Source organism: Vibrio sp. E150_011, assembly GCF_053544015.1.
Map to the genome: position 1 here is coordinate 200,009 of NZ_JBHFOL010000007.1, position 25,593 is coordinate 225,601.

Genomic DNA, 25,593 nt, shown 5'->3' on the forward strand with positions numbered 1-25,593 from the left:
AGACGGAGATAACGCAAACATACAGATTACTGTGAAAAATTAGCGTTAAAGTTTCATGACAATCCGTAAATTCAACGTTCAGCTTTGGATAATGGCATAGAGCTGTACATATTTTTTGAGGGAATCTCGTTGCTGCGTGCGTTTAATAGGATGAGAGTAGTGAATGTAACGAGGGGTCAACCGATTTCGTGTTAATAGATTTTGGCGCAGGTAGTCGGTGCTTTCGGTCAGTTTTACGCCTTGTTGTGCATACAATTCACAATCTTCCGGGAGTTGGTGCGTCCACCAATGGATAATTTCCCGACTGAAAATGTTCCGGTTTATCCAGTGATCAGCAATTAAAACCAGTAAATCATGCGGTTGGATCGCGTAACTATATTCGAGTTGCCATTCTTGAATCTTTTCAAAAAGTAGGGCTCTACTCGATGGGCTGGCGTTAACAAAATGGTGAGTGAGTACCCAAACTGTTCCTTGAGATGACGACACGCGATAATGTTGTGGAGCATCCGATTGACGACGCATCTCTATAGGCGCGAACTCGCAATGTTGTTGCTCGGTGCTTTGATTACTGACGAGCCTTTTGACAAAGGCAAGCCCTAGATGATGTTCTGTCATCCCTTTATTGTGCACCGCCGGGTAGTGGTGCGCACATAGGTTCAAACAGTCATCTTGAAATTGGTTTAAGCTGTGAACAACAACATCCAAAAGCACGGGGTTTTCCTTAACCTATTCTTATTGAGAGCTTCGCGGTATTGAGTGGTAATACTTTGTCTTTTGATCAGGACCTTCTAGACCAGGTTCCCCATCTGACAACCCCAATGATCTCGATCTCGTTATCTAATACTTGATGAATGGCATTTTTAGTTGTGTCGTCGCCATACCAAACGTGAATGACAGTGCCAATCTTTACTAAAGTGAAGAAGTCAGGGGTGGGGTTTCCTGGTAATCGAGCGAGCACGATATCGTCATTTAACCAGCTCTCACTTTGCTCAACTAAGGCAACACAATCCCATTTATACGATATTGAACCAGCAGCAGGATAGACCACTCCAAAACAATTGCTATGTTCAGGTGGCACTGGAATCGCCCCCATAGACACAACGTTATCACCGAGGAGTAGAGGGGTGACTTGACTACGCTTGTATACTTTAACGGTCGTTGCTCCAGCTTGCACAGCATTTGTTAATGTTTGGGCTTGTGTGTGTTTGTCACCAATACCAAAACATAACCAATGGGCTTGAACCTTAAAATAGTCAGCAATCAGTGTGAGGTCTTCAATTGAAGGGTAGGTTCGTGTCGCCCCTTTTGTTAGATATCGACCGATGGTGGCTTTTCCTTTACCGACTGCTTCAGCTAGCTCGTGATTGGTCACTTCGTGTTCTTTGATCAACGAAATGATACGTTCTTGATACCCTACGTCCATGTTTCCTCCATAAATTTGTGTAAAGCATAGTAGTTTAGTTTCAAAAATGAAACAAAGAATCTATACCAATAGTAATTGTGAGAACTGGATAGACTTATTCTGGACTCTCAAAGACCTTAAAAGAATTGCGGTTTAAACTGTAAGTAATTATTAATACACAACACAAGCGAGATACCGATTATGTTTGAAAAACAACAAAGGGAACAAATTATACGTGACTTACAACACTATTTTTCTGACGAATTAGAGCATGAACTAGAACAATTTGATGCGGAGTTTTTGCTCGACTTTATAGTAAAAAAAATGGGCCCAGCCTTTTACAATAAGGGATTGGACGATGCGAAACAGGTGTTTGAACGTCGCGTTTTGGATATTACGGACGAATTATATGAAATAGAAATGCCAGTCGATTAACGAAGTCACTTACCTAGCCAGGACATAACTCGTTCAAAAAATTTGAATGACTTCATCAACCTACGGATGTCGTCGAATTGTCAATAAAAGTAAATACTATATATCAATCGTTAAGGAGTCGTTAATATGACGAGTGATAATTGGTATCAATAAATGGGATTGGAAATGGCAACAAGCTCGACAAAAAATTACAACGCGTTATCACGTACACTACACTGGTTATCTGCGTTAGTGATCATCGGCATGTTTGCGGTAGGCACTTGGATGGTTGACTTAACTTACTATAGTGAGTGGTACAAAACTGCTCCGCATTGGCATAAGTCAATTGGCATATTATTGGCCGCTGCTACGGTATTAAGATTTTTCTGGAACAAGATTTCACCTACGCCAAGCGTAGACGGTAGTCCCATAGAAAAGCTTGGTGCTAAGGTAGGACACTTCCTGATGTACGTTGCATTGTTAGTTATTTTTGTGAGCGGTTATTTGATATCAACCTCTGACGGAAGAGGAATAGAGGTATTTGAATGGTTCACAGTACCAGCATTGGGTGAACTATTTCCAAATCAATCGGACATATCAGGTGAGGTTCACTTTTATGCTGCTTGGTTTGTTATTTTGACGGCCGCGGGACATGCGTTGGCCGCACTTAAGCATCACTTTATCAATAAAGATAATACCCTTCGAAAAATGTTAGGAGTTTCGAAATGAAAAAGACACTAATCGCAACAGGAATGGCAGTGGCAATGATATTACCACTTGGTGCAAACGCGGCTGATTATACGATTGACACGAAAGGTGCCCATGCTTCGGTGAACTTTAAAGTGAGTCACTTGGGTTATAGCTTTATCCAAGGTCGATTTAATGACTTTTCAGGTCAGTTCAGTTTTGATCCTGCCAATATTGATGCGTCTTCTGTTGAAGTTAAGATTGATACAACCAGTCTTGATTCAAACCATGCAGAACGTGACAAGCACATTCGAAGCTCTGATTTTATTGATGCAAGTAAATTTTCTGAAGCCGTCTTCAAAAGCACTGGAGTAGAAGACAAGGGTGAAGGCGTGATGGACATTATGGGCGATTTGACGCTTCATGGTGTGACACAGCCAATCACAATCAACGCTGAATTTATTGGCCAAGGTCAAGACCCATGGGGTGGTGAACGTGCTGGATTTTACGGTACGACACGCCTAGAGCTTGCTGATTTTAAAATCCCGGTTATGGGTGCATCGAGCTATGTTGATATGGAACTGCACATCGAAGGTGTGAAGCAATAATTTAATGGTTTTGGTTTCTGTGGGTCGGATTTAACTGCGCGCAGCAGCACAGGATTGAACAAACCAAAGGCGACTATTTCTAGTCGCCTTTATAATATATAGCGCTTTTGCTATGGCGCTTATTTACCATGAAATTTCTATACATCATGTAAGTTTGATCTGCGGTTCGGCTAAGGTTCATAGCGCCTTGACCTCTAGTCTTAGGACAATAAAACCATCGCCATCTTGGTAATCTGATACAACATTTCTTTTTCTATTCAGCACTGACACCATTTAAATTGTGTCAGTGCGTTTTCGTGCATGTATGAGTCACCGCAATACACAGAAGACGCGAATGGGTTAAAAATTAGATATGATGAGTGTAACGCTAACCTAATGGTTTGGTTTTTAACCACTTGAATCAAATGAGTTAAAATTACTATTGACTCAAAATCAGAATCACGTAAAGTACGCCTCGTCCTCACGGCAAATGTGAGGGGATGGTGTTTGCATGTGCCCTGGTGGTGGAATTGGTAGACACAAGGGATTTAAAATCCCTCGACGTTCGCGTTGTGCCGGTTCAAGTCCGGCCCGGGGCACCATCTTTCAGCAAACATCTCATAATGGCGCCTTGGCAGAGTGGCTATGCAGCGGATTGCAAATCCGTGGACCTCGGTTCGACTCCGGGAGGCGCCTCCATTAATTCTTCTGTTGTAAAAACACCTTCATTTGTTACTTACCATGTTGCATTGACTTACTTAGTCTGTACCTCTGTACCTCTGTACCTCTTGTTACTGTTTTGGTTTGGCAAGTTAATTATCTAAGATAATTAAGTGGTGTACTAAAGTTGACAACACTCTCTAATTGAAGGCTGACCTCTAAGCCCTTACTTCTCATCCCTCGTTTCTACGCCTTTGAATTTTTACAACAATAATGTGCGATTGCTCTCAGAGTGAGCCATTCATAACGCGTTATTTTGTGAGGGTGAGCCAGCGTAGGTGAAATTTTTTTCGATACATAAAGTTTACATACTTACATCTCATTATGTGGGCGCCACTGTTATTTAACATGTTCTTAGTAACTCATATACAAATAATAAGTAGGTTTGCTAAGTGGACAATAACAAATTTAAATTATCAGTAATCGCGAAAACACTCATCCCTTTACTCTCTGTTGCCGTTATTGCGGGTTGTAATGACAGCAATGACAACTCAGGTGGAGGTACAGGCGGTAATACGGGCGGAAACATCGAGGGCTTGTATGAAGCAGGCCAAAACGAAGTGGTGGTTTATTATAAACAAGACGTAGCGGCAACGTCTGGTTCAGCTTATGACGGGTGGGGTTTACATCTGTGGAACGGTGAAGGGTGTACCAGCACCGATCTCGAAGCAATGGGCCTCGATGATAGTGGAACGACTTGGGATGCACCTAAGGAAGCGGATGGTGTGAGTGAGACATATGGTGCCTATTACGTCTTGAACGTAAATCCAGATGCCTCTGACCCACATAATTGCATGAACTTTATCTTGCATAAAGGAGATGAGAAAGCATTCGGGAGCTCGAATTCAAAATTGCTTTTGAACAATCTGGATGACAGTAAAGGGCTATTTGGTTTCCACGGCAGTAGTGAGTTGTACTATAAGCCTATTGCAGAACGCCCAGTCGTTATTGATGGACAAAAAGCGCACTGGTTAGAGGCCGACACGATCGCTTGGGAAGCCGCGGCTAATGCCAACAAAATTAGTTTGTTTTATAGCAAAAGTGGTTCAATTACCATGGATGATGACAAAAACATCGTCGGTGGTGACTCGGTCGATATGAACGTTGAAGGCGATTTGTCAGAAGAGCTTAAGCTGCGGTTCAGACATTTAAGCGGCCTAAAGTCGGCTTCGCTGGATGTCAGTGATGAATTGTTACGAGACATTTTGAAATCTCAGATAGTCGTTGCAGCTTACAACGGTGATGATGAAGTAATAGCAGCAACAGAAGTTCAGAAACCAGGTGTTTTAGATGCGGTCTTCGTGGATAAAACAACGGGTAATGCAATCAATGAGACGCTGGGAGCGCTGGTCTCCGGTAGTGATGCGACTTTTAAAGTTTGGGCTCCAACGGCGCAATCTGTCGCTTTAGAAATTTACGATGCCGACAAAAAACTAGAAGACACGGTTAGCATGACTGAAAACGCTGACAATGGTGTGTGGTCATCTGACGTTGTCAGTGGCGTTGTGACTAAATTCTATCGTTATAATGTGAAAGTTTATCATCCCACAACTCAAGTAGTTGAAGAGCGATTAGTGACCGACCCATATTCTGTCAGCCTTTCTGTCAATTCTCGTTATTCTCAAGTTATCGATTTAAATGACCCAAGCCTGATGCCTGAGGGCTGGGGGAGCGATGCGCATGATCGCCCGGAAGTAGTGAACGACGAAGATCACGTTTTGTATGAATCACATATTCGTGACTTCAGCTTTAGCGACACAATGGGTACCAGTGCTCTTAATGGGAAGTATCTAGCACTTACTGAGCCTTCTCGTGAATCAGTGAAACACCTCCAGGCTCTCAAAGATGCGGGGCTGACCACGCTTCATGTGTTGCCTGCTTTTGATATCGCAACGATTGACGAAGAAAACAGTGTCGACATTACGGATACTGTTGGTGACTTATGTAGCGCATCGCCCGCTGCGTCAGTTTGTTCAACGGCGGATTCCTCGCAGGTTATTGAGGACTTGCTAGAAAGCTATGACCCAAGTACAGGCAGCGCGCAAGCATTGATGAATGATCTTCGTATGTTGGATAGCTTCAACTGGGGTTATGACCCTTACCATTACACTGTGCCAGAGGGCAGCTATGCAACAGACGCAAAAGGGTCGGTTCGCATTAAAGAATTCCGTGAAATGGTGAAAGCTTCCCATGATATGGGGCTTAAGCTGGTAATGGACGTGGTTTATAACCATACCAATGCATCAGGCGTGAACGACAAATCAGTACTCGATAAAATTGTTCCTGGTTATTACCACCGCCTTAACGTTAATACGGGTGGCGTAGAGAACTCAACATGCTGTGATAACACCGCAACAGAAAACCTGATGATGGGTAAGTTGATGGTCGATTCATTAAAAGTGTGGGCTGACGATTATAAGGTCGACGGTTTCCGATTCGATTTGATGGGACATCAACCTAAGTCCTTGATGGTTCAGGCGCTGAAAGAAGTTCGAGTTATTGACCCTAATACCCTGTTCTATGGCGAAGGCTGGGACTTTGGTGAAGTGTCGAATAATGCGCGTTTTGATCAAGCTAACCAGCTAAATATGGCCGGCACAGAAATTGGCACCTTCTCCGATAGACTTCGTGATGCGGTACGCGGTGGAAGTCCTTTCGATGGTGGACAAAACAGTGATGGTAAGCACCCTTTGCGTTTCAACCAAGGGTTTGGCAACGCGGCTTATATCAATGAAGAAGTGACCAGCTCTCAAGAAACCACTGATGCTATGCTGCACAATCAAGATATCGTTCGTTTGGGGATGGCGGGTAACCTAGCCGATTATATTTTGGTGGATTTCACTGGTAGCACTAAAACCGGTAAGGATGTTGACTACAACGGCGCACCTGCGGGCTACACCAAGTTCCCATCAGAGAACATTTCTTATGTCTCTAAGCATGACAACCAAACACTTTGGGATAACAACGCCTATAAAATAGCGACAGGCACGTCTTCGGCCGACCGAGCACGTATGCAAACGCTCTCGCTTTCTACCGTGATGTTGGGGCAAGGTATACCATTTATCCATATGGGTTCTGAGTTGCTTCGTTCTAAGTCAATGCAGCGTGACTCTTATGATTCTGGCGATTGGTACAACCGCGTCCGTTTTGATGGTTCAGACAACAACTGGAACGTGGGCTTACCGAGAGAAGATAAAGATGGTTCAAATTGGAGCTTAATTAAAACGATTATTGATGACGATTCCGCAGAGCCAAATAGTGGTGACATTGCGATGGCTAAGGCGCAATTTTTAGAGCTATTGACGATTCGTAGCGAAAGCCCGTTGTTTAGACTAAACAGTGCGGCAGAGGTGATGAATCGAGTCGACTTCAGAAATGTTGGTATTGACCAAACTCAAGGTTTGATCGTAATGAGCATTGACGATGGCACATCGGCAGGGGCTGATTTAGATACTAACTATGACGCCATTGTTGTTGTGATTAACTCGACAGCGGAAACTCAAGACTTCACCATGACAGGTGTTGAGGGGTTTGAATTGCATAGTATCCAAAAAGCGTCGGCTGACGCCACGGTACAACGTGCTTCGTTCAACAACGAAACATTTTCAGTACCGGCGTTGACAACGGCTGTTTTCGTTCAGCCGCAAGAGGGGGCGCAAGGTGCTGGCTTACCGGTTGATATGTCAAATAAAGATATCACGACGATTCCACCATTTGGTGATACGACGGTCTATGTCAAAGGCACGATGAATGATTGGTCTGACAGCACTGATTGGGCGATGACGTTTGTCGGAAGCGGTCTATATCAATTATCGGCAACACTAGACGCTGGAACTCATGCGTTTAAATTTGCTGACAGTAACTGGAGTGCGCCTAATATCGGTTGCGGCTCTGCTGATATCAGTGATAACTCACTAGACCTTGGTAGCAGTGATAATTGTGAGTTGACGATAGAGCAAACCGGCAAATATAACTTCGTTTTTGATGCGACTTATATGCAAGACGATTCGATCGAAAAACCTGTCATTACCGTAACAAAATCTGCTGATGTTCCGACATTTGGTGATACGGCTCTTTATCTTAGAGGTACGATTACCTCATGGGATACACCAAGTGAAGACTCTGCTGCAAAATTTGGCTACGTTGCCAATGATGTTTATGCACTCTCATTTGACCTAACAGCGGGCAGTTATGAAATGAAAATTGCCGATGCAGGCTGGGGTGCGGCAACCAACTTTGGGGGAAATGGTCAAGTTGTTCTTGGAACAGAAATGACCATGGATGTTGGTTCGGATAGCGCGAATTTAGCGATTACCATTGAAGAGGATGGCAGTTATCAGTTCAAACTGAATACCGCATCGACATCTGCACCATTGCTGACAGTGACTAAACAGTAGGCGGTGAACGGATCAACCGTTAGCAATTGAAACTATAAAGAATGAGCTAAGCAATAAATGAACTAAGCGATCAGTAAATTAAGTCATTTGCGGTTCACTCAATAAGAAAAGGGCAGGAAAATTAAATTTTCCTGCCCTTTATTGATCAGAGCGTGTTGGTTTGATGGTTAATCAACGACAACCGCTGTGCCACTAGCAGAAACCATTAGCATGCCATTTCCGGATCCAAGTACCTCGTAATCGAGGTCGACGCCGACAACGGCATTTGCGCCCATGTCTGCGGCTTTTTGTTCTAGTTCTTTCAGGGCGATTTCACGAGCTCGCTGCAGTTCTCTTTCATATGTACCAGAGCGGCCTCCGACAATGTCTCTTAAGCCAGCAAACATGTCTTTAAAGACGTTAGCGCCAAGAATAGCCTCTCCAGCAATGACGCCTTTATAAGCGACAACTCTTTTACCTTCAATAGTTTGTGTAGTAGTAACAATCATAGATAGACCCTTATCGAAAAGTGACTTGCGTGTTAACACCATAACAGCTGGTAGTGAGATATAACATGAAGGAAATGTATGAATTTGGTTTTGGTACGAACTAACGCTAAATTCACGCGTTCAAGTGATGAGTTACTCAAAGATAAGTAAAAAGGTAGGCCTTTGAAAGAGGGCTGATAGAGCGTGGTTGTTTGCGACTTATGAAAACACCAAGTCATTATCAAATAAAACAACGCCGCTCAATTGAAATGAACGGCGTTAAAATATCGGCCTTAATTTACGGCGGCGATCTCGACGTTATTTTTTAATCGGCGTGTAGCCATATTCTGCAATGAGTGCTTGTCCATTGTCAGACAAAACAAACTTGATGAACTTGTCGGCATCATCGTCGATTTCGTCTTTCTTGTGTAGCAACAAGAATGGACGCGCCAGTTTGTATTCGCCTTTTGCGATATTGGCTGTGCTGGCTTCAACCCCTTCAAATTGAATGGCTTTGATAGAGCGATCGACAGACCCTTCAGAAATAAACCCAATGGCATGAGGGTTATGGTTAACAATGGTTTTCACCATACTGTTGCTGTTAACCACGAGGTTGGTTGGATTGATATCGGACACCAAACGGTCATTAACAATGCGAGTCAAACCAAGCAAGCTTTCGAAGCTATATCTCGTACCAGACGATGCTTCGCGAGTGACAACTGCGATGTCTTTGTCTTCACCGCCGACTTGTTTCCAATTCGTGATTTTACCTTTGTAGATATCAAAGACTTGCTCACGTGAGAGATTCGGTACTGGGTTAGTGATGTTAACAACAATGGCCAAGCCATCGTAGGCAATTGGGAATACATCCAACGAATCACTACTTTCGCGTTCAGTTAAGTAGCGACTACTCATACCAATATCCGCGACGCCCTTATCAACCAGTGTAATGCCAGCCGTCGAGCCAATACCTTGAACCGCAATAAAGGTTTCTTTATGGTCGGTGTTGTAATGTTCGGCAAGAACATCCATGACTCTAGCGACTGACGTGGAGCCAGAAATATTGACTTCTTCAGCGTACGCAAATGACGTAGCTGACAGTGAAATAAGTGCAGCCATAGCGACACGTAGCATAGAATAACTCCATTAAAAGTAACGATTCGCCACATCATATGTCGTTTGTATGACACTTTTGTGATGAAGTTAAAGGTGGGTGCCACATAATGTCAAAAATTAAATGCTGCGGCTTCAAGCATCTAACAAATTCAACAAAAAACAGTTATATTAAATACACTAGTGAGGATAAGGTAGAAGTGTATGACACTAATTCAAATGTCTCAGTGTAGGTTAGAGCGTTGTGCCGAGATGGTATGCATGAACCGGAATAAAAGCATTCCAGTTGAACTAGGAAAGTCCTTATTCGAAACTATTCCCAACGGTGTGTTGTTCTCCAACGCGCATTATTTGCTTGATTCCACGTTTTCAGATTACACCAACCCCGTTGCGAAAGTAGAGTTTGATGATGCATTAAAGGTTTGGCACCTTTCTATACCTACGGAAGCTGACGACTCGCAATGGATCCCTTATCCTTTTTTATCACAAAGCGTTGATTTAACAGCTATTATGCGTGAAATAGAGAAAGATCCTAAATCGTATTTTTGGTGATGATAGTGGTTTTCGGTAATGTTTACTTCGCGTGGATATCTAGTTGTGTAATAAAAATGGGAGAGCTAATGCTCTCCCATTTTTATTACACAATACTTATATTTATCGCGTTTAAGTGCGGTATCGCACAAGAACTTGACTTAAAGACCGTGTTGATTTGGCAAGGCTGTTAATAGAAAGCTCACTTCGTTGAGCGACCTCTCTAATTGTCGCGGATTGGGAGCGGATGTCACTTAATTCACTCGCAATGCTCGATGCAACCGAGCTTTGCTCCGATGCTGATGTGGAGATTTGAGTACTCATATCCATCACAGCACGAGCTGAGTCTGCTATTGAGTTGATATCGTGGCCAATATCAGAAATCAGTGCACTACTTGACTGCGCTTGCTCGACCGTTTGTTGTGTAATCGCTGCGATGTTGTGGCTTTCAGACTGAAGCTTCTCAATCATACTTTGAATTTCAACGGTTGCGGCTTGCGTTCTGCTTGCAAGCGTGCGGACTTCATCAGCCACCACTGCAAATCCTCGACCTTGCTCACCTGCACGAGCGGCTTCAATCGCGGCATTGAGTGCTAACAGATTGGTTTGCTCTGAAATAGCATTGATGGTGGTAATAACATCATTAATCTGTGTTGTGTTTTCAGTTAACGCAGAAACTGAATGTGACGCTTCTTGGATGAAATTGGACAATTGATTAACATCACCAATCGCTTGCTGGACACGTTGATAACTCTGTTCCACTTGCTTTGCGTCATCTTCTGCTTGCTGATTGGATTGTTGTGAAATGTTCGAGACTTCTTGAGAAGAGGCCGTCATTTCTTCCATGGCCGTCGCAACTGAGTCTAATGAGGAGTATTGGTTGCTGATTTGGCTATTACTTCGGGCCATTTCGGTGTGAAATTGAGTAGAGGTTTCTTCTAAGCTTGTTGCAGAGGCTTTCACTGTCACGACTAATTCAGTCAGTGTATCCATCGCCTTATCAAGCGCGACGCCAATCGTTCCAAATTCATCACGACCTGCAACGAAGTTTAATCGAGATGTAAGATCGCCATCTGCAATTTTTTTCGTGGTGGCATAGAGTGTCCAGAGCGCTCCACCAAGAAATGTCGCGAGCCAGTAAGAAAAAACCGCAAAAGGGATCAGCCATAGGTACGTGAGAGCGAGTGACGTTAATGCACTCGATTTCGCTTCTTCGACAATCAATGATGCCGATTGATTTAAGCGATAGAACTTACCGTCGCTTCCGCGGACGACAGCTTGCACGTTATTGCCTTGAATCGAACTCGCTTGAGCGGATGTAGTCGAGACCCCTAATGCGCTTAGACTATCTTTATTCGTGGTTTCAAGGTATGCCGCTAATCGGGATTCTGCTGAGACTATAGCCAGTTGCTCTGCGCTATTGACGGTGTCTTGGTATCGGTTTATGGCTGTGAATGACAATGCAATGACAAATAGGGTGAAAAGCACCCACATTTTATCGCTGATCGACATTTTTATGAATATTGAGTCGATCTTTCTAAATTGAACTTCTCTCATAGAGACTCCGCTGCTTTCTTATGATTTTTTGAACTTATAATTGGTTTGAATAGACAAATGAACAGGAGGTTTTCAGATGAAAACCTCCTGTTCATTATCATATCGGCGTTTGATGCAATTACTTAACCGATTTTCACGATTAATGTGATTTGAATCGCTAATCGCTAATCGCTAATCGCTAATCGCTATCAAAGACTTGGTAGGACGTTCATTGAAATCAGTACTTGTGAAGCGACAATGAGAAGTCCAACAATAAAAGAAAGGTTGAGGGCAGTTTGGCCACCGGCTACGACGTACAGGTTATTGCTCTTTGAGTCGCGTCTAATTTTCTTAATCATTGCTACTGGTAAGAAAATAGCGAGCGTCGCAAGTGCGATAGCGGCGTAACCCAAAGCCATAATAAAGCCTTGAGGATAAAACAATGCAAAACAAAGCGGGGGAGTAAACGTGACCAGTGCGGCAATCACTCTCTGCTTGGACGTGAGCGAACCTGTTTCGTTATCATTAGATGCTGTTGACGTGTTGTACCGACTTCCAAGATCACGTAAGTACTCGAATAACCCTAAACTCACTCCTAAAAATGACGTCATTAAGGCTAAGTCTGCGAACACACCGATAACAGTGGCTAGCTTATCAACGTGAACCGTTTGTGCCAGTGAACTTATAAGGTTTGAAAGCCCTGCGTTTTCAAGCAATGTCGTCTGACTGACAACACCAAGAGTGACGATTTGCCAGAAAACATAGATAACCAAGGGCAAGCTTGAGCCAATGATGATGGCTTTACGCAATGAACCCGTATCGCCTTTTAAATAGTTCACAATAGCCGGAATACTGCCGTGAAAGCCAAATGATGTGAAAATCACGGGGATTGCGGCAAGAATTAACCCCTGTTGAACAGGCATGCTAAGCAAATAAGAATGGCTAACACTTGGTGCCAATAAAAATAGGACACCCCCCATGGCAAATAGCTTAACGGTAAAAAGTACGCGGTTGAGTTTATCGACAGCGTGAGTGCCCAAGGTAACCGTTAGAGCAACAAGAAATGTGAATATTAACGTTGCTACGGTGTTTGATAGCTCGATCCCCAGAATCATTTGGACGCGTTCACGAAATTGCCCACCACCTCCGGCAATATACGCAGCACATAACGCGTAGAACAACACCAGCATGGCGATACTCGCAATGTATTGTCCTTTTTTGCCTAAAATTTGCTTTGCCAGTGTATGAAGCGTCGCTGAGTGATCAGCATGTTGATGCAGCTCAACCATTAAAAGAGCGGTATAGGCCATCAGAGCCCATAAACCCAACATAATGATAAGTGACGTACCAAAACCAATCCCAGCAGACGCGATGGGTAGGGCAAGCATACCAGCCCCAATAGTGGTACCAGCAATAATAAGAGTGCTTCCAAGAACTTTTGATTTCATGTACAAAATACTTTACGGTTTGGCTTTCTAAAGTGGTACTGACTAACAGTATCGAGAAATAGTAGCGCTTTAATCTGGATGTTTGATGATTATGTAGATAATTAATTGTCAAAACAAGTGAAATGTAAAACTTTTCGTTATGTGGTGTAATGTTTTATGTACAGTGTCGTAGTTGTGCACGAAATATGGTCAACGCAATCGTTTAACAATGAGTTGGGTCAAAGATTGCGTGATAGACCGTTGGGTTTCACAAATTAGTCATATAAGTTAGTTATAACTCGATAAAGAGCAATGAAGCCGACTCTTTCGTTGGTCTCGGGAAAATAAGGAAAATACGATGGACACATCAACACACGAAGAAGCACTAGAATGGATCGACGCTATGGAAATTGGATTTAACTTGTCTGGTCTAAACGAAGTCGATCAACCAGAAGATAAAGAAGAATAAAGCAGAAAGAGGAGGACACTTGTCCCCCATGAATTTGTCATCATTGACGTTATCTCGAATCTAAACACGGTAACCAAATTAGCATTACCTCAGCCATTTTCATCTAGGCGATAGACGAGTTTTCCTATTGACGGATGTCTTGGCCAAAACAGTGGAAACTTCACCTCGTTAGCGACATTTCTCATTACCACTTTTCTTTACCGACACCTACACTGAACTTATTGTTGTTGTAAATCAGGTTGTCGTGCCTTTTCATGTGGTTATTGTTGTTATTTCTGCCAACTCTAGTGGGGGCTGGCGCTTTTTATGCAAAATCTAACTGGGTTCTTGAGAACGCAGCATCGTTCGCCATCCTGTTCCCCGTTTTTTATACGTTCTGTGCTCTTGGCCTACTTATTTGTAAAAAGACTCGTGGCAGTATTGTCGCTTTTTTATTAGCGGGAGTTTGGGGGAGTGTATTAGGTCAAGTGGTGTACCGGAGTACACATTTTTATACTGACCATAGTGCTTGCACTGACGAGACCGTGAATATTGTTCAATATAATGTCTATTACGATAATCAGAATTTAGAGGCTTTTATCGAGTATGTCGCAGATACCCTACCAGATATCCTCGTTTTACAAGAAGTATCGCCAATTCATGGTGAACGTTTACAAGTACTTGAACCTCTCTACCCGTATAAATTCGGCGGACAGAGTCGAGTTGGTTATCCTAGTGGGCAAATGATCCTCAGTCGCAAGCCTTTATATGGAATGAACACGGTGTCATCGCGCTCAGGTCATAAAATATTAAAAGTAATCTGGCGGGCGACCGCCGATAAAGATGTGTATTTAATTGCTGCACATCCACCTTCGCCAAGAACCGAGCAACTGTGGGTAGAACGAAATGAAGTGATTCGGGATGTCGCGGTTGAAGCTCAGCGCTCACCATTGGATACCACACTTGTCGTCGGTGATTTTAACCTTGCGAGCACAACGTCGCGATTCACGAGTTTAATGTCAACATTTGACACGAAACCGGTCTTTAGTTGGCCAACGTTTGTAAAGCGTTGGGGGGTGGCATTCCAACCTGTTGTCGCTATCGATCATCTTTGGATTCGAACGACACAAACCACTCAGCCAGCAATTTGCTATCGGCATACCGTCAACAGCATCGCAGGATCTGATCACCGACCAGTACGAACCTATTTGAATTTATAGCGCCCATAAAAAAAGCGCCTAAGGCGCTTTTTTTATCATCTTTATGGTTATTTTTTACGACAATATTCGCAACGTAACCACATCGATTGCCCTTCAACTTTACCAGAGAAAAGCTCAGGGTCATCTTGTGCAAGGCCAATATTTCTGACCATAGTACCAATTTTAACCACCATTGAAGACCCTTTAACAGGGAGGTCTTTAATGATGGTGACAGTGTCACCTTTTTGCAAAGGAGCACCGTGGCAATCAACGTGCTTTAGACCGTCGTTTTCAAGACCCGTCTCAGCCCAAGTTTTGACTTCTTCTTCCATGTACATCATGTCGAGAAGATCTTGTGCCCAGCCTTCTGCTGAAAGGCGGTGAAGTTGGCGAAATGCGACAACTTGAACAGGGGCAACTTGGCTCCACATGCTATCGTTAAGACAACGCCAGTGGTTCACATCCATAGACTCTGGGTTTTCAATTTGGCTTGAACATGTTTCACAAAGCATGATCGCGTGATCAACGGTAACGTGCGAGTGCGGCGCGACAACAAATGGAGATAGTGACGTTTCAGCGGCACAAAGTTCACATTTGTTTCCGCAGCGTTCAAGCATCGTTGCTTCAGTAGACATACTTAACCCTTATTTTGATGAGATCGGGCGAAAAGCCTCGTCCGATGGTTATTCTGTGGTACTTAAATTTTAGTATCACCGGATTGATAGCCGCGCATTATACATGGTTTTACTTAAAAGTGTGATACAGAAACGGAAAAGCACGGCGAGACGCCGTGCTTTGAACCTGAGTGGTCGTTGCGTTATTCCAAAACAGAGGACGAGTTGGAGATGACGGCGCTGCCGGTAGCAATGAAGCTTGTCACTTGACTTTGCATCTCAATATGGTGGGCAAGATCTTGATAAGTCGTCACGTCTTGCACTGAGATATAGCTGCTATGCTTGCCGATGTCGCTAAAACGAACAAATGGTGTCGCTTCGGTTGAGCCGCCTTCGTTACTGCGGACAACGGTAAGTCCTAACTTTGTAGCCAGAGGTTCGGTGCCGGCAAAAAGAGATTGTTGAACGTATTTACTGACGCCTTGCCCTTGGTCAACCAAGCCAGGGACATGGTTGGGGACCGTGCCATCGTCTTTGACCTGGGCCATGTAAATCGGTGTGGAGAGCGCTTTTAATAAGGTGGCGTTGGTATAAGGATCAGCGGTATCAAGAACGGTTTGAACGGCATAACTAAACTCAGTCGTCGCAGTTAAAATACGTTCGTTGTTCGTCGTGGGGTCTTCGCGCTTAAAGGCGTCCAAACATGAGTCGTAATAAGTATCGGGGTCTACCGCATATTGGTCACAGGCACGTGAAGAAACGAAGGCGTCATAACCTAATCCCGCCGATAACGCCACATTGTGAGCAACCAAAGGGCCAAACGATGTTGAGCCTAACAAAAGATTAGCGATTTGACCGCCAGAATTTACAAATGCAGCACGGCTGAATTTAAATAAAGGATCCACTGAGTCATTCAAAGGCGCATTCGCTTGTGTGATTGCAGGGACGCCTAACACACCACCAAGTGAGTGTCCGATGAAAGCGGGCGGAGTAGTAAGGGTTGAAGGCAGTGTCGCTAGCACCGTACCAATAAAACCCCCCGAGACCTGGTTAGTTGATAACGCCATTCGTAGCGTCATGATATCTAACATTGACTGACGGATATTATCCCGAGCAACGGGTAACACGGTTAGGTTCATGTAGTTTAATACATCGTCTTGCGCTGACTTGCCATTTGGCAGCGTTCGATCTCCGTGAATCGGCGCGTCGATAGCAATAACGGCTTGACCAGCATTGACAAGGTTGCTTGCAAAGAAATAGGCGTTTTCTTTCGCTGAAGTAATGCCGTGCTGATACACCACTATGCCTGATATTTGTCCGTTAGTGGGCGTATAAAGTAAAAAGTTAACCTCTTGTATGGATTTGACAGCAGGTACCGGTGAGTAACGTGTCACGATACGCTCTGAGTCAAACGTACTGCCATCAAGCTTCGTGAAGGATAACCCCATCAACTCAGGTAAGAGAGAACTAGGATCTGACATAAACGTATTAGGGTCGATACTGTGGTCTTTTAATTGATCGACAAAATTCGTTCTTTCGGCATCATCGCCAATAATACTGTTGGCGATAGCGAGACTGTCTGTACCTGATTCAAATGGCTGCGTATTCCAATTGTCCCCCGTTTCTAAATAGTAAGGCAGTTTAACCACACCTTTGGTAACAGAAACGGCGAGAGGAGTGGTGTTATTGTAGTTTGCGATAACTGCATTTCGTTCAGTATCAGTCAGCTTCAAATAAGTGTTGAAGTTGTCATCATTGGCGAGCGCCGTCGCGAAATCAACCGACTTACCAAACGTCATGCTACCAATGCTATTGACGTCAATGTTATCGATATTGTTGGGGTTTGCTGAGCCTTTCCAAATATCGCTGTAATCGGTATTGGGTGCTTGGGCGGCGGCTAGCATTGCTTTGGTAGCATAAAGCGTTGCACCAATCGATTGAGTAGAAAACCACGTTGAGTAAACAATATCGTTAGGGTCAATACTTCCACCTGACCCCGCGGCGATAAGGGATTCGACACCTTGAACAACCTTTTGTGCAGACGCTAGTGAACCTTCTGTGTAAATTTTTGTTTTGGATTTAAGCGCTGCGTAGCTCTGCGATGTGCCGACAGAGAGCCCATTGCTATCGAGCAGTGAATTGTTAACCGAGATGATGTATTCACTGGAACCAGAAAGATCTTTGAGTAAGACCACGACTAATGTGTTTCCACTAGTCTGTAAAACGTAATCGTCACCATACGTCAGCAACTTTTCGGGGAGCGGTGACGATCCTGTTAGCCCTTCTGTGAGCTTGACTATAGTCACCGATGTGGTTGATGGGGTAGCGCTTAACGGGCTATCAAAATTGATAGCAATAGGCTGAGTGGTTGACCATCCATCAACTTGACCCATTGCTGCAATGGGATTATTGAGATTTTCGTTGCCGCCAGTCGGGATTTCTAACGTACCGTCAACCGTATTCATGAGAGCAAAGGTTGGAAAGGGCACGTCAGCATTAGCGCCTTGCAGTGTATACACCACGTTTGTAGGCTGATTTAAGGATGTTTGAATATAGTCTTCATAAGCCGTCGAAGTGGGTGTTCCGGAGAGTTCGCTCTCACCACCACAACCAGACAAAAGAAAAACGCCGGACATGAGTGACACTAAATATAACTTTTTCATCGTCGTATCCTTACTGACTTAATTGAAAACGTAGTTGAGCTGCACGGCACCAATATAGGCATTTGACTCGCCACTAAACGCTAATTCCTGACCGAGTTTGTCGGTTTCGGTGAATGATCCTGATTTTCCGTACAGGTAGGTGAAGCCAGCGTCTAGTGAGAGAGCCGCACTGACTTGGTAGGTGAGGCCTGCTGAATACCAATAGCGGTCTGAGTCAGGGATACTTAACGTGGCTTGACCCGCTTGTTTATCGAGTGCGAAGCCAGCACGTAGCGTCCAGTCATGATTTAAATAGTGGGTAAAGCCTGCAGAGTAACGGTTGCTGTCTTCATAGCTTTCGTTTTTATAAAAACATTCACCGGGCACGCCTCCACCGGTACAATTGGGAGAGGTCGCCTTAAGCTCTTTAAAGGCACTCCATTCTGTTCGTTGTAAGCCGTAGTGTATTGCCCATTTTTCTGCGACTTTGTGGTACCCAGAAAACTCCCAAATAGCGGGGAGTGTGACGTCTAAGTTTGCGGTCGTATTCGTAGGTGTCGAAATGCCACTGTCATAGCTTGAAAAATCGCCATCTTCGAACGATAGGTCAATGGCGGATCGATAAGAGAAGCCGAATCGATGGTCATCATTGATTTCATATAGCGCACCAAGATTCCATCCAAAAGCATAGGTATCCCCTTTCATCGAGATGAGCTTGTCACTGGGTGAGCCGCCAAGAAAAGGAGCCAATGCGCCTTTGTGACGATCGAGTTCCGCTTCGGCATACACTAAATTTACCCCGCCCCCTAAAGAAAAGTGATCATTAACACGATAGGCAATGTTGGGGTTGAGGTTAACTGAGATTAATGAGGTATTGCCCGCAAGATCGCCAGCCGCAGCGCTATCTGGATAATCAGTTGCCACACCATAGGTGCTGAAGAGTCCAATTCCCCACGCCCACTGGTCGTTAATTGGGCTAATGTAATAAGCACCTGGAACGATTTGTGACGGTGCGATGTCCTTCAATTCTTGATTGTTGGTGGTATCGGTAATGTTAACATTTGGATCGACAAGGGTAATCGCACCTGAAAATTGTGCGGCATCAAACAATGTCATTGCCGCCGGATTTCTTGCGAGTACACTGGCGTTATCGGCTACAGCGCCTTCACCAGAGAAAGCACGGCCTAAACCAGATGCTGAGTGTTCGTTGGCTTGAAACCCAGCAGCTAGCGATGTCGGCGCGACAACCCCCAGAAGGATAGGCGTGAGGAGAGCTCTTTTCTTCATTCTAAATTCCCTTTAAGAAGTCATTCACCATCGTGCGCATATGATTTGTATTTTTGGCAATATAGTGTCTGATCTGACCAGTTGTTAACTATATGTAAATAAAAAGTAAATGCAAGGTGATTTTTTAATCAGGTGATATGGGTAAAAAAACAGGGATACAAGGAATGATGAAAGTAACGATGGGGGAGACTGGTTTTCTGACTGTGCCGTGATTACGTTGATGTCGCCACGGCACACTTAGTTTAAGGAGGTTAGCTGGGAATACGACAGCTAGGTGTTGCAGCATTGTAAGCGGGTAACGTCGCCGCTTTTGCCTTAAGATCGTTGATTCGCGTATCGTGAGAAGGGTGTGTCGATAATAATTCTGGCGGTTGGTTTCCCCCTGAAGCTTTTGCCATGTTTTTCCATAAATCGACACTTTGTTGTGGATCAAAGCCGCTCTTTGCCATTAATTCTAAGCCAACGATATCCGCCTCTGACTCTTGTGTTCGACCATATGGAAGAATAACGCCATATTGAACCCCTACGCCTAATGCTGCCATGGTGACACTTTGGTATTGAGACCCCCCTAGCGCGACGTTGGTAATTTGCATACCGGTGTTCGCTATTTGGGACTGCGATAACCGCTCGTTGCTGTGATCGGCTAGAACATGGGCGACTTCATGTCCAATAACCGTAGCGAGCTGATCTGGGGTGACTGCGACGTTGAGCAAGCCAGTATAAACGCCAATTTTTCCGCCAGGTAAAGCGAACGCATTCACTTGCTCACTGTCGAAAACCACTACCTCCCATTCCGAAAACTCTGCCTGCGGAGGAACGTGATCAGTTATGGTTTTTGCTACACACTGTACATAAGCATTGATCGCTTTATTGGTGCTTATTTTTTGTTCTTGTTTCATTTGCTCAAAAGACTGCGAACCGAGCTGACTCATTTCATTATCGGAGAATAAAATAAGTTGGTTCCGACCCGTAGGTGATGACGAGCAAGCTGCAATTGCTGTAGTGACCAAAGCGGTACCACATACTTTTGCCCAAGTTTTCATAATGACGCGGCTCCTTTGCTTCCATGCGAGTGCTTCCATTCGAGAGTCCTTTGAGAATCTACGTAGCGTGATTAACGAATTTCTATCGTGTGCCTTGTAAACCTTAAGAGTGGATATAACACTTCAACGATGGTTTTCGATTATTCTGATATTTGCCAATTGAGATAACTCAAGGCATGATGTTTTTTATTCTTGACCCTAAGTATAGGATTTAACAGTGAGTATTTGGAAGAAGAAACTCTCATTAGCTGCGCTAAATCGCACTTCCGAGAATACGCTGATTGAACATCTACAGATTGAATACACGGCTTTTTCGGACAATTCCCTGTCGGCGACCATGCCAGTTTGTAGTTTTACCCATCAACCGCTAGGGATGCTGCATGGCGGCGCATCAGTGGTTCTGGCAGAGACCCTAGGCTCACTTGCTGCCAATTACTGCGTGGATGACAACCACTATTGTGTGGGGCTGGATATTAATGCCAACCATGTACGAGCAATGCGTTCAGGTATCGTAATCGGGACCGCAACGCCGGTTCACCTCGGCGTTTCTACTCAAGTATGGCAAATAGACATCACTGATTCACAACAAAGATTGGTGTGTACAAGCCGGTTAACGATCGCGGTGAAAAAACACAAAAAGGCGACAGCATGACGGTCGAGTTTAGTGGGGGAAAAGTGCTCACAACCCCGCATGAAATCGTGGTGCGATTGACGACGGGCCATACTACGCTGCAAGCACAGGTTGATGCGGTCCAACTTATATTGCCAGCGTGCGTGATTTCGGCGAACGGTTCAGAATGCAAGTGGTCGATTCGGTTGGATAATGAAGCGCAAATTCAGCAGATTGCGAATGAGACCAGCATCGAGATTCTGTCTATGTAACTTGCTAATTGGTGTAGTAAAGAGGAAACTAACGTTAAGGTTATTAAGTTAGTGTTTCCTCTTTATGAGTAGTCCTCGTCTCCGTAAACAATTTGAAATCCTATTTGAACACTTCTCTGGTCAAAACGCTGAAACTCAGCTAGATGATGTCACTGAAATCCTCTTTTGTACACGTCGAAACGCCCGCATTGTATTAAATAAACTGGAAGAGGAGGGATGGATCGAATGGCATCCCGCCGCGGGGCGAGGAAAGCTATCCAAGCTGAATTTTAAGCAAAACCGCAATGATGTCAGCGAAACGCTGGCGAGGCGTTACCTAGAAGAAGGTCGAATTGGGCACGCACTGAATGTGTTGGACAAAGACACCAACCGCCTAAGCAATGTGATTCAAAGTTATTTAGGGGTGACCCAGACCGATGGTAAGCAAGTTATCCGTTTGCCTTATTACCGGGCACTTTCCATGCTTAACCCGTCTAAACCATTGCGACGTTCAGAACTTCACATTGCCCGGCAGGTGTTCAGTGGACTAACAAAGCTTGATGAACACGATGAAATTAAGCCTGATTTAGCCCATCACTGGCAACAATTAACCGATTGTCATTGGCGCTTTTATATTCGTCCTGGGGTGCGATTCCATAATGGTGAGCCATTAACAACAGAGCACATCAAAGCGAGTATTGAGTCGTTAAAAGATGTTCGGTTATTTTCACATATCGATGAAGTCGTGAGCCCATCGGCCTGGGTGCTCGATATTCATTTTAGTCGCCCTGACTATCATGCGGCATTTTTGTTCGCGGAAATCAGTGCGAAAATACTGCCACCTCCAGAGATGAGAAAAGAGGATTTTGACCGCTTCCCCGTAGGCACTGGCCCATACAGCGTGACCACCAATAATGAGAAACGACTGATTTTAACCGCATTTGATGGGTATTTTGGCTATCGACCGCTCCTTGATACGGTTGAAGTATGGATTATTGATGAGCCACATTCTACGTTAGTGTTTCCAACATTGGCTGATCCTGTTGCCGGTGCACGTTCAGAAAAGCATGATGATATTGACCTTGATCCTGGGTGTACTTACCTCCTTCTTAACCGGGTTAATGGGTTGGCAAAAGACGATGAATGGGCACGTTATCTCACGAAAAAGCTAACCTCATTATCGGTATTTAAAAAGCTACCCGAGCGCACGGTTACTGACCTCGGCATTATACCTGCTCATGGGCTAAAGCCAGGTTGGTACCATCAGCCAACTCATAGTGATTCCTCTCTTGAAACTGGGCGCGCAAACCTAGAACTTACACGTGATATTAGAATTGCCTATTATTCTGAGCATCCAACGTTTCCGGATATTTCCAATGCCATTGAGCAGCTTCTAAAGCAAGATGGTATTCGAACGCATTTTATTCGTTACGGGCATGACTCACCGGATCCTAAAGATGTCGATATCTGGATTCGACCAATGGGTATTGCAACGAAAAGAGAAGAGGCGATTGCAGGTTGGCTATTGGATTATAGTGGCATTGAAGCCATGTCTAAGCCTGAAGATTTCTTAGTTTGGTCTAATCTAGTTGAAGAGTGGCAAAGCCAGAAAGAATTTAAGTTTCCGGCGCAAGAAATAGCGAAACGGCTTGTTCAAAGTTATCAAGTGATTCCTATGTTTCACTGTTGGTTAGGCATAAGTAAAGACCATTGCGGAAGCTTACAAAATGCCAAGTGTAACGCTTTGGGTTGGTTTGACTTTAGTCAGGTATGGGTAAAACCTGATGTATTGGAGCCCAATGATTAGCGGCAATATCAATATTAATTCCAATGGCATAGGTTGACTAAAGTAGGCGTGCATTGTGGCAAAACCGAATAGTAAAGCACCATCCAAATCGGTCGATATATTTTGTAATAAATGCGGTGTTAAACTCTATCGTTATAAAAAAGGCGGTAAGGGTGCTCTGGTTAAGTGTTTCAAGGAGCGAATCACGGCAGATTACACACAAAGCTTAGGTATATGTCCAAACTGCAGTAGTGTGTTTGGGCGCGATGCTCTCGTACGAGGCACGCCCGCGATTAAGTTTGTGGGTGGTAAGGTTCGAATGAAATAAATGGAGAATTTCAGTGAAATCTAATGCGATAACGGTACTGACGACAGTAGCCAATGAGCAGCAAGCAAATCTTCTTATTAGTACGTTGCTTGAAAAGCAACTCGCCGCGTGTATCCAAACTCAAACCATAGGCAGCCATTACATGTGGGAAGGGAAGGTATGCCATGATCAGGAGATGTTGTTGATCATCAAATCGACGAACGAGGCGTATTCAAAGCTGGAGCGAACTATCATTCAATTACATGACTATGAGATTCCGCAAATTGTCGCATTACCCATTGAGGCAGGCTACCGGCCTTACCTCAACTGGTTAAAGGATAATGTAAGACCGTAAGCAAAATGGCCACTTAATTACCTGTGCTCAAGCGTTTATGCCAAAGAGTGTTTTGTGCTCTTTGGCGTCATAAACCAAAATAAAGTAAGCGCTGTAATGGCACCTAAGGTATCGCTGAGCATATCTTTTTGTGCATCCCAAATATCACCTTGTGAACCAAGGAACGCAATACCTTCATCTCCGCCTGCTAATTCGGCATACCACCATTCAATTATTTCGTATGACGCTGCAAGACTCATAATGGCAAATAAGGCAAATAATATGGCTGGAGTTTTCCCCATTATGTTTTGCTTGAACACATATTCAGCAATAGCAAACGCGTATAAACCGATAGAAAAATGCGCGACACGGTCAAAGTTATTCCTCTCTGAACCAATCAACTCATTAAACCAATCAAAAGGAACCTCTGAGAAGGTGTATTTGGCACCAATGGTGTGAAGTATGAGCCACGCGAACATCAAGGCATAAGCCGTATGAGTAAAAGTGAATTGTCGAGAAACGAGCCAGATCACCGCGAGAATACCGACCGCAGGTACAATCTCGGCAATCCATACCGCTCTTGAACTCGGTGACACCGCTGAAAAAATGAAGATGGCAGAGTACACCACTGTTAACAAAAGAAGTGTTCGACTATAACTGAGTTGGGGAGAAGTAATCATTTAGATGCTTATTGTCGTAAATAAAATTAAGCATAGTATAATTGCAATAAAACATCGTTCAATTGATGTGGGATGTATTTTTGTGACTAAATCTACAAAATGAGTGAATCAGGCTGAAATTGGTTCGAGATTACTTTGAAACTCCACTTACTTTTTTCTAACATCGCATTACAACAATAAAGATAAGAAAGTGAAGTCATGAAATTAGAAACTGTCGATTATCTCGATCCGAAAGCACCAGAGTTGTTTGTCAATTCATTGAGAACAACAGGGTTTGGTGTTTTAGAGAACCATCCGATCCCTAAATCACTCGTTGAATCAATATATAAGAATTGGCAAGCATTTTTCAATTCAGCTGATAAAGACGACTATCGCTTTAACGTAGAGACGCAGGACGGGTATTTTCCTCCAAGTGTGTCTGAGGTCGCCAAAGGCCATGCCGTTAAGGATATTAAAGAATATTTTCATGTTTACCCTTGGGGGCAAATACCTGCAGAGTTAAAAGATGAAATCCTTGATTATTATGCTCGCGCGAATGCCTTTGCTGAAGAATTGTTAGGTTGGGTTGAGGCTCATGCGCCTGTTGAAGTCAAAGAAAAATTTTCTATCGCTTTATCGGACATGATCAACAACAGTGATAAAACATTGCTGCGTGTACTCCATTACCCGCCAATGACTGGAGACGAAGAACCTGGAGCGATCCGCGCTGCAGCCCATGAAGATATTAATTTACTCACCATATTACCAGCTGCCAATGAACCGGGGCTTCAGGTCCAGACCCAAGAAGGGGACTGGCTAGATGTGCCTTGTGATTTCGGTAACTTGATCATCAATATCGGCGATATGCTTCAAGAAGCCAGTGACGGTTACTTTCCTTCTACGACGCATCGAGTGATTAACCCAACCGGTGAAAAACAACAACATTCGAGAATATCGTTACCGTTATTTTTGCACCCTAAGCCTGACGTTGTCCTATCGGAAAGATATACCGCAGACAGCTACCTAATGGAACGCTTAAGAGAGCTGGGTGTGATTTAGTCGCAGATGGTCTCTCTTTAGGTTTATACGTTGACAATGTATTGCTTGATTAACAATACATTGTCTGTTTAGC

At 44.1% G+C, this 25,593-nt stretch carries 23 protein-coding genes and 2 tRNA genes; 14 read left to right on the forward strand and 11 right to left on the reverse strand.

Annotated features, from left to right (window positions below):
* Positions 1 to 78 precede the first annotated feature (78 nt).
* Together ACE1OE_RS13270 and ACE1OE_RS13275 are read right to left on the reverse strand one after the other, a co-directional pair.
* A complete protein-coding gene (locus tag ACE1OE_RS13270) occupies positions 79 to 711 on the reverse strand; it encodes a hypothetical protein (protein ID WP_449211364.1) in 633 nt (210 codons plus the stop codon).
* 67 nt (positions 712 to 778) lie between these two features.
* Positions 779 to 1,423, reverse strand: a complete 645-nt coding sequence (locus tag ACE1OE_RS13275) for a helix-turn-helix domain-containing protein (protein ID WP_372061966.1) — start codon at positions 1,421 to 1,423, stop codon at positions 779 to 781.
* A gap of 180 nt (positions 1,424 to 1,603) precedes the next feature.
* Here ACE1OE_RS13275 and ACE1OE_RS13280 point away from each other — a divergent pair, with 180 nt between their 5' ends.
* From ACE1OE_RS13280 to pulA, 6 genes are all read left to right on the forward strand, one after another.
* Positions 1,604 to 1,837, forward strand: a complete 234-nt coding sequence (locus ACE1OE_RS13280) for a DUF2164 domain-containing protein (protein ID WP_449211365.1) — start codon at positions 1,604 to 1,606, stop codon at positions 1,835 to 1,837.
* Positions 1,838 to 1,990: 153 nt separating this feature from the next.
* Positions 1,991 to 2,545: a cytochrome b gene (locus ACE1OE_RS13285; RefSeq protein WP_449211366.1), complete on the forward strand. Its 555-nt coding sequence runs from the start codon at positions 1,991 to 1,993 to the stop codon at positions 2,543 to 2,545.
* Complete coding sequence (locus ACE1OE_RS13290) at positions 2,542 to 3,111, forward strand: YceI family protein (RefSeq protein ID WP_449211367.1); 570 nt, start codon at positions 2,542 to 2,544, stop codon at positions 3,109 to 3,111. Before ACE1OE_RS13285 ends, ACE1OE_RS13290 begins: the two co-directional genes overlap by 4 nt.
* A 494-nt stretch (positions 3,112 to 3,605) precedes the next feature.
* Positions 3,606 to 3,692 (forward strand) — tRNA-Leu (locus tag ACE1OE_RS13295).
* A 23-nt stretch (positions 3,693 to 3,715) separates the two neighbouring features.
* A tRNA-Cys gene (locus ACE1OE_RS13300) sits at positions 3,716 to 3,789 on the forward strand.
* Between the two features lie 413 nt (positions 3,790 to 4,202).
* Positions 4,203 to 8,207, forward strand: coding sequence for a pullulanase-type alpha-1,6-glucosidase (gene pulA, locus ACE1OE_RS13305; RefSeq protein ID WP_449211368.1), 4,005 nt, complete (start codon positions 4,203 to 4,205; stop codon positions 8,205 to 8,207).
* A gap of 167 nt (positions 8,208 to 8,374) precedes the next feature.
* Here pulA and ACE1OE_RS13310 read toward each other — a convergent pair whose 3' ends face one another.
* Together ACE1OE_RS13310 and ACE1OE_RS13315 are read right to left on the reverse strand one after the other, a co-directional pair.
* Entirely contained in the window at positions 8,375 to 8,695 is a 321-nt protein-coding gene (locus tag ACE1OE_RS13310) for a heavy metal-binding domain-containing protein (RefSeq protein WP_102470234.1), read from the reverse strand.
* Positions 8,696 to 8,992: 297 nt separating this feature from the next.
* On the reverse strand, positions 8,993 to 9,808 hold the full coding sequence (locus ACE1OE_RS13315; RefSeq protein WP_102470235.1) for a phosphate ABC transporter substrate-binding protein: 816 nt from the start codon (positions 9,806 to 9,808) through the stop codon (positions 8,993 to 8,995).
* A 183-nt stretch (positions 9,809 to 9,991) separates the two neighbouring features.
* Between ACE1OE_RS13315 and ACE1OE_RS13320 the strand changes: the two genes are divergently transcribed.
* Positions 9,992 to 10,339 (forward strand): DUF3024 domain-containing protein, encoded by a 348-nt coding sequence (locus ACE1OE_RS13320; protein WP_102470236.1) that lies wholly within the window; start codon positions 9,992 to 9,994, stop codon positions 10,337 to 10,339.
* 111 nt (positions 10,340 to 10,450) lie between these two features.
* Here ACE1OE_RS13320 and ACE1OE_RS13325 read toward each other — a convergent pair whose 3' ends face one another.
* Together ACE1OE_RS13325 and ACE1OE_RS13330 are read right to left on the reverse strand one after the other, a co-directional pair.
* On the reverse strand, positions 10,451 to 11,875 hold the full coding sequence (locus ACE1OE_RS13325) for a methyl-accepting chemotaxis protein (RefSeq protein WP_449211369.1): 1,425 nt from the start codon (positions 11,873 to 11,875) through the stop codon (positions 10,451 to 10,453).
* A gap of 188 nt (positions 11,876 to 12,063) precedes the next feature.
* Positions 12,064 to 13,302, reverse strand: coding sequence for an aromatic amino acid transport family protein (locus ACE1OE_RS13330; protein WP_449211370.1), 1,239 nt, complete (start codon positions 13,300 to 13,302; stop codon positions 12,064 to 12,066).
* Between the two features lie 702 nt (positions 13,303 to 14,004).
* Between ACE1OE_RS13330 and ACE1OE_RS13335 the strand changes: the two genes are divergently transcribed.
* Positions 14,005 to 14,949, forward strand: coding sequence for an endonuclease/exonuclease/phosphatase family protein (locus ACE1OE_RS13335; RefSeq protein ID WP_449211371.1), 945 nt, complete (start codon positions 14,005 to 14,007; stop codon positions 14,947 to 14,949).
* 47 nt (positions 14,950 to 14,996) lie between these two features.
* On the opposite strand, the gene ACE1OE_RS13340 is transcribed toward ACE1OE_RS13335, so the two are convergent.
* The 4 genes from ACE1OE_RS13340 to ACE1OE_RS13355 form a co-directional block, all read right to left on the reverse strand.
* A complete protein-coding gene (locus ACE1OE_RS13340; protein ID WP_102470240.1) occupies positions 14,997 to 15,563 on the reverse strand; it encodes a PhnA domain-containing protein in 567 nt (188 codons plus the stop codon).
* A 182-nt stretch (positions 15,564 to 15,745) separates the two neighbouring features.
* The gene (locus tag ACE1OE_RS13345; RefSeq protein WP_449211372.1) at positions 15,746 to 18,205 is read right to left on the reverse strand and encodes a VolA/Pla-1 family phospholipase; all 2,460 of its coding nucleotides are present in this window, start codon (positions 18,203 to 18,205) and stop codon (positions 15,746 to 15,748) included.
* 18 nt (positions 18,206 to 18,223) lie between these two features.
* A complete protein-coding gene (locus ACE1OE_RS13350) occupies positions 18,224 to 19,471 on the reverse strand; it encodes an outer membrane protein transport protein (RefSeq protein WP_449211373.1) in 1,248 nt (415 codons plus the stop codon).
* 251 nt (positions 19,472 to 19,722) lie between these two features.
* The gene (locus tag ACE1OE_RS13355; RefSeq protein ID WP_449211390.1) at positions 19,723 to 20,514 is read right to left on the reverse strand and encodes a M48 family metallopeptidase; all 792 of its coding nucleotides are present in this window, start codon (positions 20,512 to 20,514) and stop codon (positions 19,723 to 19,725) included.
* 217 nt (positions 20,515 to 20,731) lie between these two features.
* On the opposite strand from ACE1OE_RS13355, the gene ACE1OE_RS13360 reads away from it, so the two are divergent.
* From ACE1OE_RS13360 to cutA, 5 genes are all read left to right on the forward strand, one after another.
* A complete protein-coding gene (locus ACE1OE_RS13360) occupies positions 20,732 to 21,166 on the forward strand; it encodes a hotdog fold thioesterase (protein ID WP_449211374.1) in 435 nt (144 codons plus the stop codon).
* Positions 21,163 to 21,396 carry a DUF3389 domain-containing protein gene (locus ACE1OE_RS13365; RefSeq protein ID WP_102470245.1) on the forward strand — a complete coding sequence of 78 codons (234 nt, stop codon included), beginning with the start codon at positions 21,163 to 21,165 and terminating at the stop codon, positions 21,394 to 21,396. The genes ACE1OE_RS13360 and ACE1OE_RS13365 overlap by 4 nt, the downstream gene beginning before the upstream one ends.
* Before the next feature lie 64 nt (positions 21,397 to 21,460).
* Positions 21,461 to 23,182: an SgrR family transcriptional regulator gene (locus tag ACE1OE_RS13370; RefSeq protein ID WP_449211375.1), complete on the forward strand. Its 1,722-nt coding sequence runs from the start codon at positions 21,461 to 21,463 to the stop codon at positions 23,180 to 23,182.
* A gap of 55 nt (positions 23,183 to 23,237) precedes the next feature.
* Positions 23,238 to 23,489, forward strand: coding sequence for a hypothetical protein (locus ACE1OE_RS13375; RefSeq protein ID WP_102470247.1), 252 nt, complete (start codon positions 23,238 to 23,240; stop codon positions 23,487 to 23,489).
* A 13-nt stretch (positions 23,490 to 23,502) separates the two neighbouring features.
* Complete coding sequence (gene cutA / locus ACE1OE_RS13380; RefSeq protein ID WP_102470248.1) at positions 23,503 to 23,823, forward strand: divalent-cation tolerance protein CutA; 321 nt, start codon at positions 23,503 to 23,505, stop codon at positions 23,821 to 23,823.
* A 35-nt stretch (positions 23,824 to 23,858) separates the two neighbouring features.
* Here cutA and ACE1OE_RS13385 read toward each other — a convergent pair whose 3' ends face one another.
* Positions 23,859 to 24,482: a DUF2238 domain-containing protein gene (locus tag ACE1OE_RS13385; RefSeq protein ID WP_449211376.1), complete on the reverse strand. Its 624-nt coding sequence runs from the start codon at positions 24,480 to 24,482 to the stop codon at positions 23,859 to 23,861.
* Between the two features lie 198 nt (positions 24,483 to 24,680).
* Here ACE1OE_RS13385 and ACE1OE_RS13390 point away from each other — a divergent pair, with 198 nt between their 5' ends.
* Positions 24,681 to 25,520: an isopenicillin N synthase family dioxygenase gene (locus tag ACE1OE_RS13390; protein WP_449211377.1), complete on the forward strand. Its 840-nt coding sequence runs from the start codon at positions 24,681 to 24,683 to the stop codon at positions 25,518 to 25,520.
* Positions 25,521 to 25,593: the final 73 nt, after the last annotated feature.

Coding starts and splice junctions, on each gene's coding strand:
- ACE1OE_RS13275 (WP_372061966.1), bottom strand. CDS start 1,423: ATGGACGTAGGGTATCAAGAACGTATCATTTCGTTGATCAAAGAACAC.
- ACE1OE_RS13280 (WP_449211365.1), top strand. CDS start 1,604: ATGTTTGAAAAACAACAAAGGGAACAAATTATACGTGACTTACAACAC.
- ACE1OE_RS13285 (WP_449211366.1), top strand. CDS start 1,991: ATGGGATTGGAAATGGCAACAAGCTCGACAAAAAATTACAACGCGTTA.
- ACE1OE_RS13290 (WP_449211367.1), top strand. CDS start 2,542: ATGAAAAAGACACTAATCGCAACAGGAATGGCAGTGGCAATGATATTA.
- ACE1OE_RS13310 (WP_102470234.1), bottom strand. CDS start 8,695: ATGATTGTTACTACTACACAAACTATTGAAGGTAAAAGAGTTGTCGCT.
- ACE1OE_RS13315 (WP_102470235.1), bottom strand. CDS start 9,808: ATGCTACGTGTCGCTATGGCTGCACTTATTTCACTGTCAGCTACGTCA.
- ACE1OE_RS13320 (WP_102470236.1), top strand. CDS start 9,992: ATGACACTAATTCAAATGTCTCAGTGTAGGTTAGAGCGTTGTGCCGAG.
- ACE1OE_RS13325 (WP_449211369.1), bottom strand. CDS start 11,875: ATGAGAGAAGTTCAATTTAGAAAGATCGACTCAATATTCATAAAAATG.
- ACE1OE_RS13330 (WP_449211370.1), bottom strand. CDS start 13,302: ATGAAATCAAAAGTTCTTGGAAGCACTCTTATTATTGCTGGTACCACT.
- ACE1OE_RS13335 (WP_449211371.1), top strand. CDS start 14,005: ATGTGGTTATTGTTGTTATTTCTGCCAACTCTAGTGGGGGCTGGCGCT.
- ACE1OE_RS13340 (WP_102470240.1), bottom strand. CDS start 15,563: ATGTCTACTGAAGCAACGATGCTTGAACGCTGCGGAAACAAATGTGAA.
- ACE1OE_RS13345 (WP_449211372.1), bottom strand. CDS start 18,205: ATGAAAAAGTTATATTTAGTGTCACTCATGTCCGGCGTTTTTCTTTTG.
- ACE1OE_RS13350 (WP_449211373.1), bottom strand. CDS start 19,471: ATGAAGAAAAGAGCTCTCCTCACGCCTATCCTTCTGGGGGTTGTCGCG.
- ACE1OE_RS13355 (WP_449211390.1), bottom strand. CDS start 20,514: ATGAAAACTTGGGCAAAAGTATGTGGTACCGCTTTGGTCACTACAGCA.
- ACE1OE_RS13365 (WP_102470245.1), top strand. CDS start 21,163: ATGACGGTCGAGTTTAGTGGGGGAAAAGTGCTCACAACCCCGCATGAA.
- ACE1OE_RS13370 (WP_449211375.1), top strand. CDS start 21,461: ATGAGTAGTCCTCGTCTCCGTAAACAATTTGAAATCCTATTTGAACAC.
- ACE1OE_RS13385 (WP_449211376.1), bottom strand. CDS start 24,482: ATGATTACTTCTCCCCAACTCAGTTATAGTCGAACACTTCTTTTGTTA.
- ACE1OE_RS13390 (WP_449211377.1), top strand. CDS start 24,681: ATGAAATTAGAAACTGTCGATTATCTCGATCCGAAAGCACCAGAGTTG.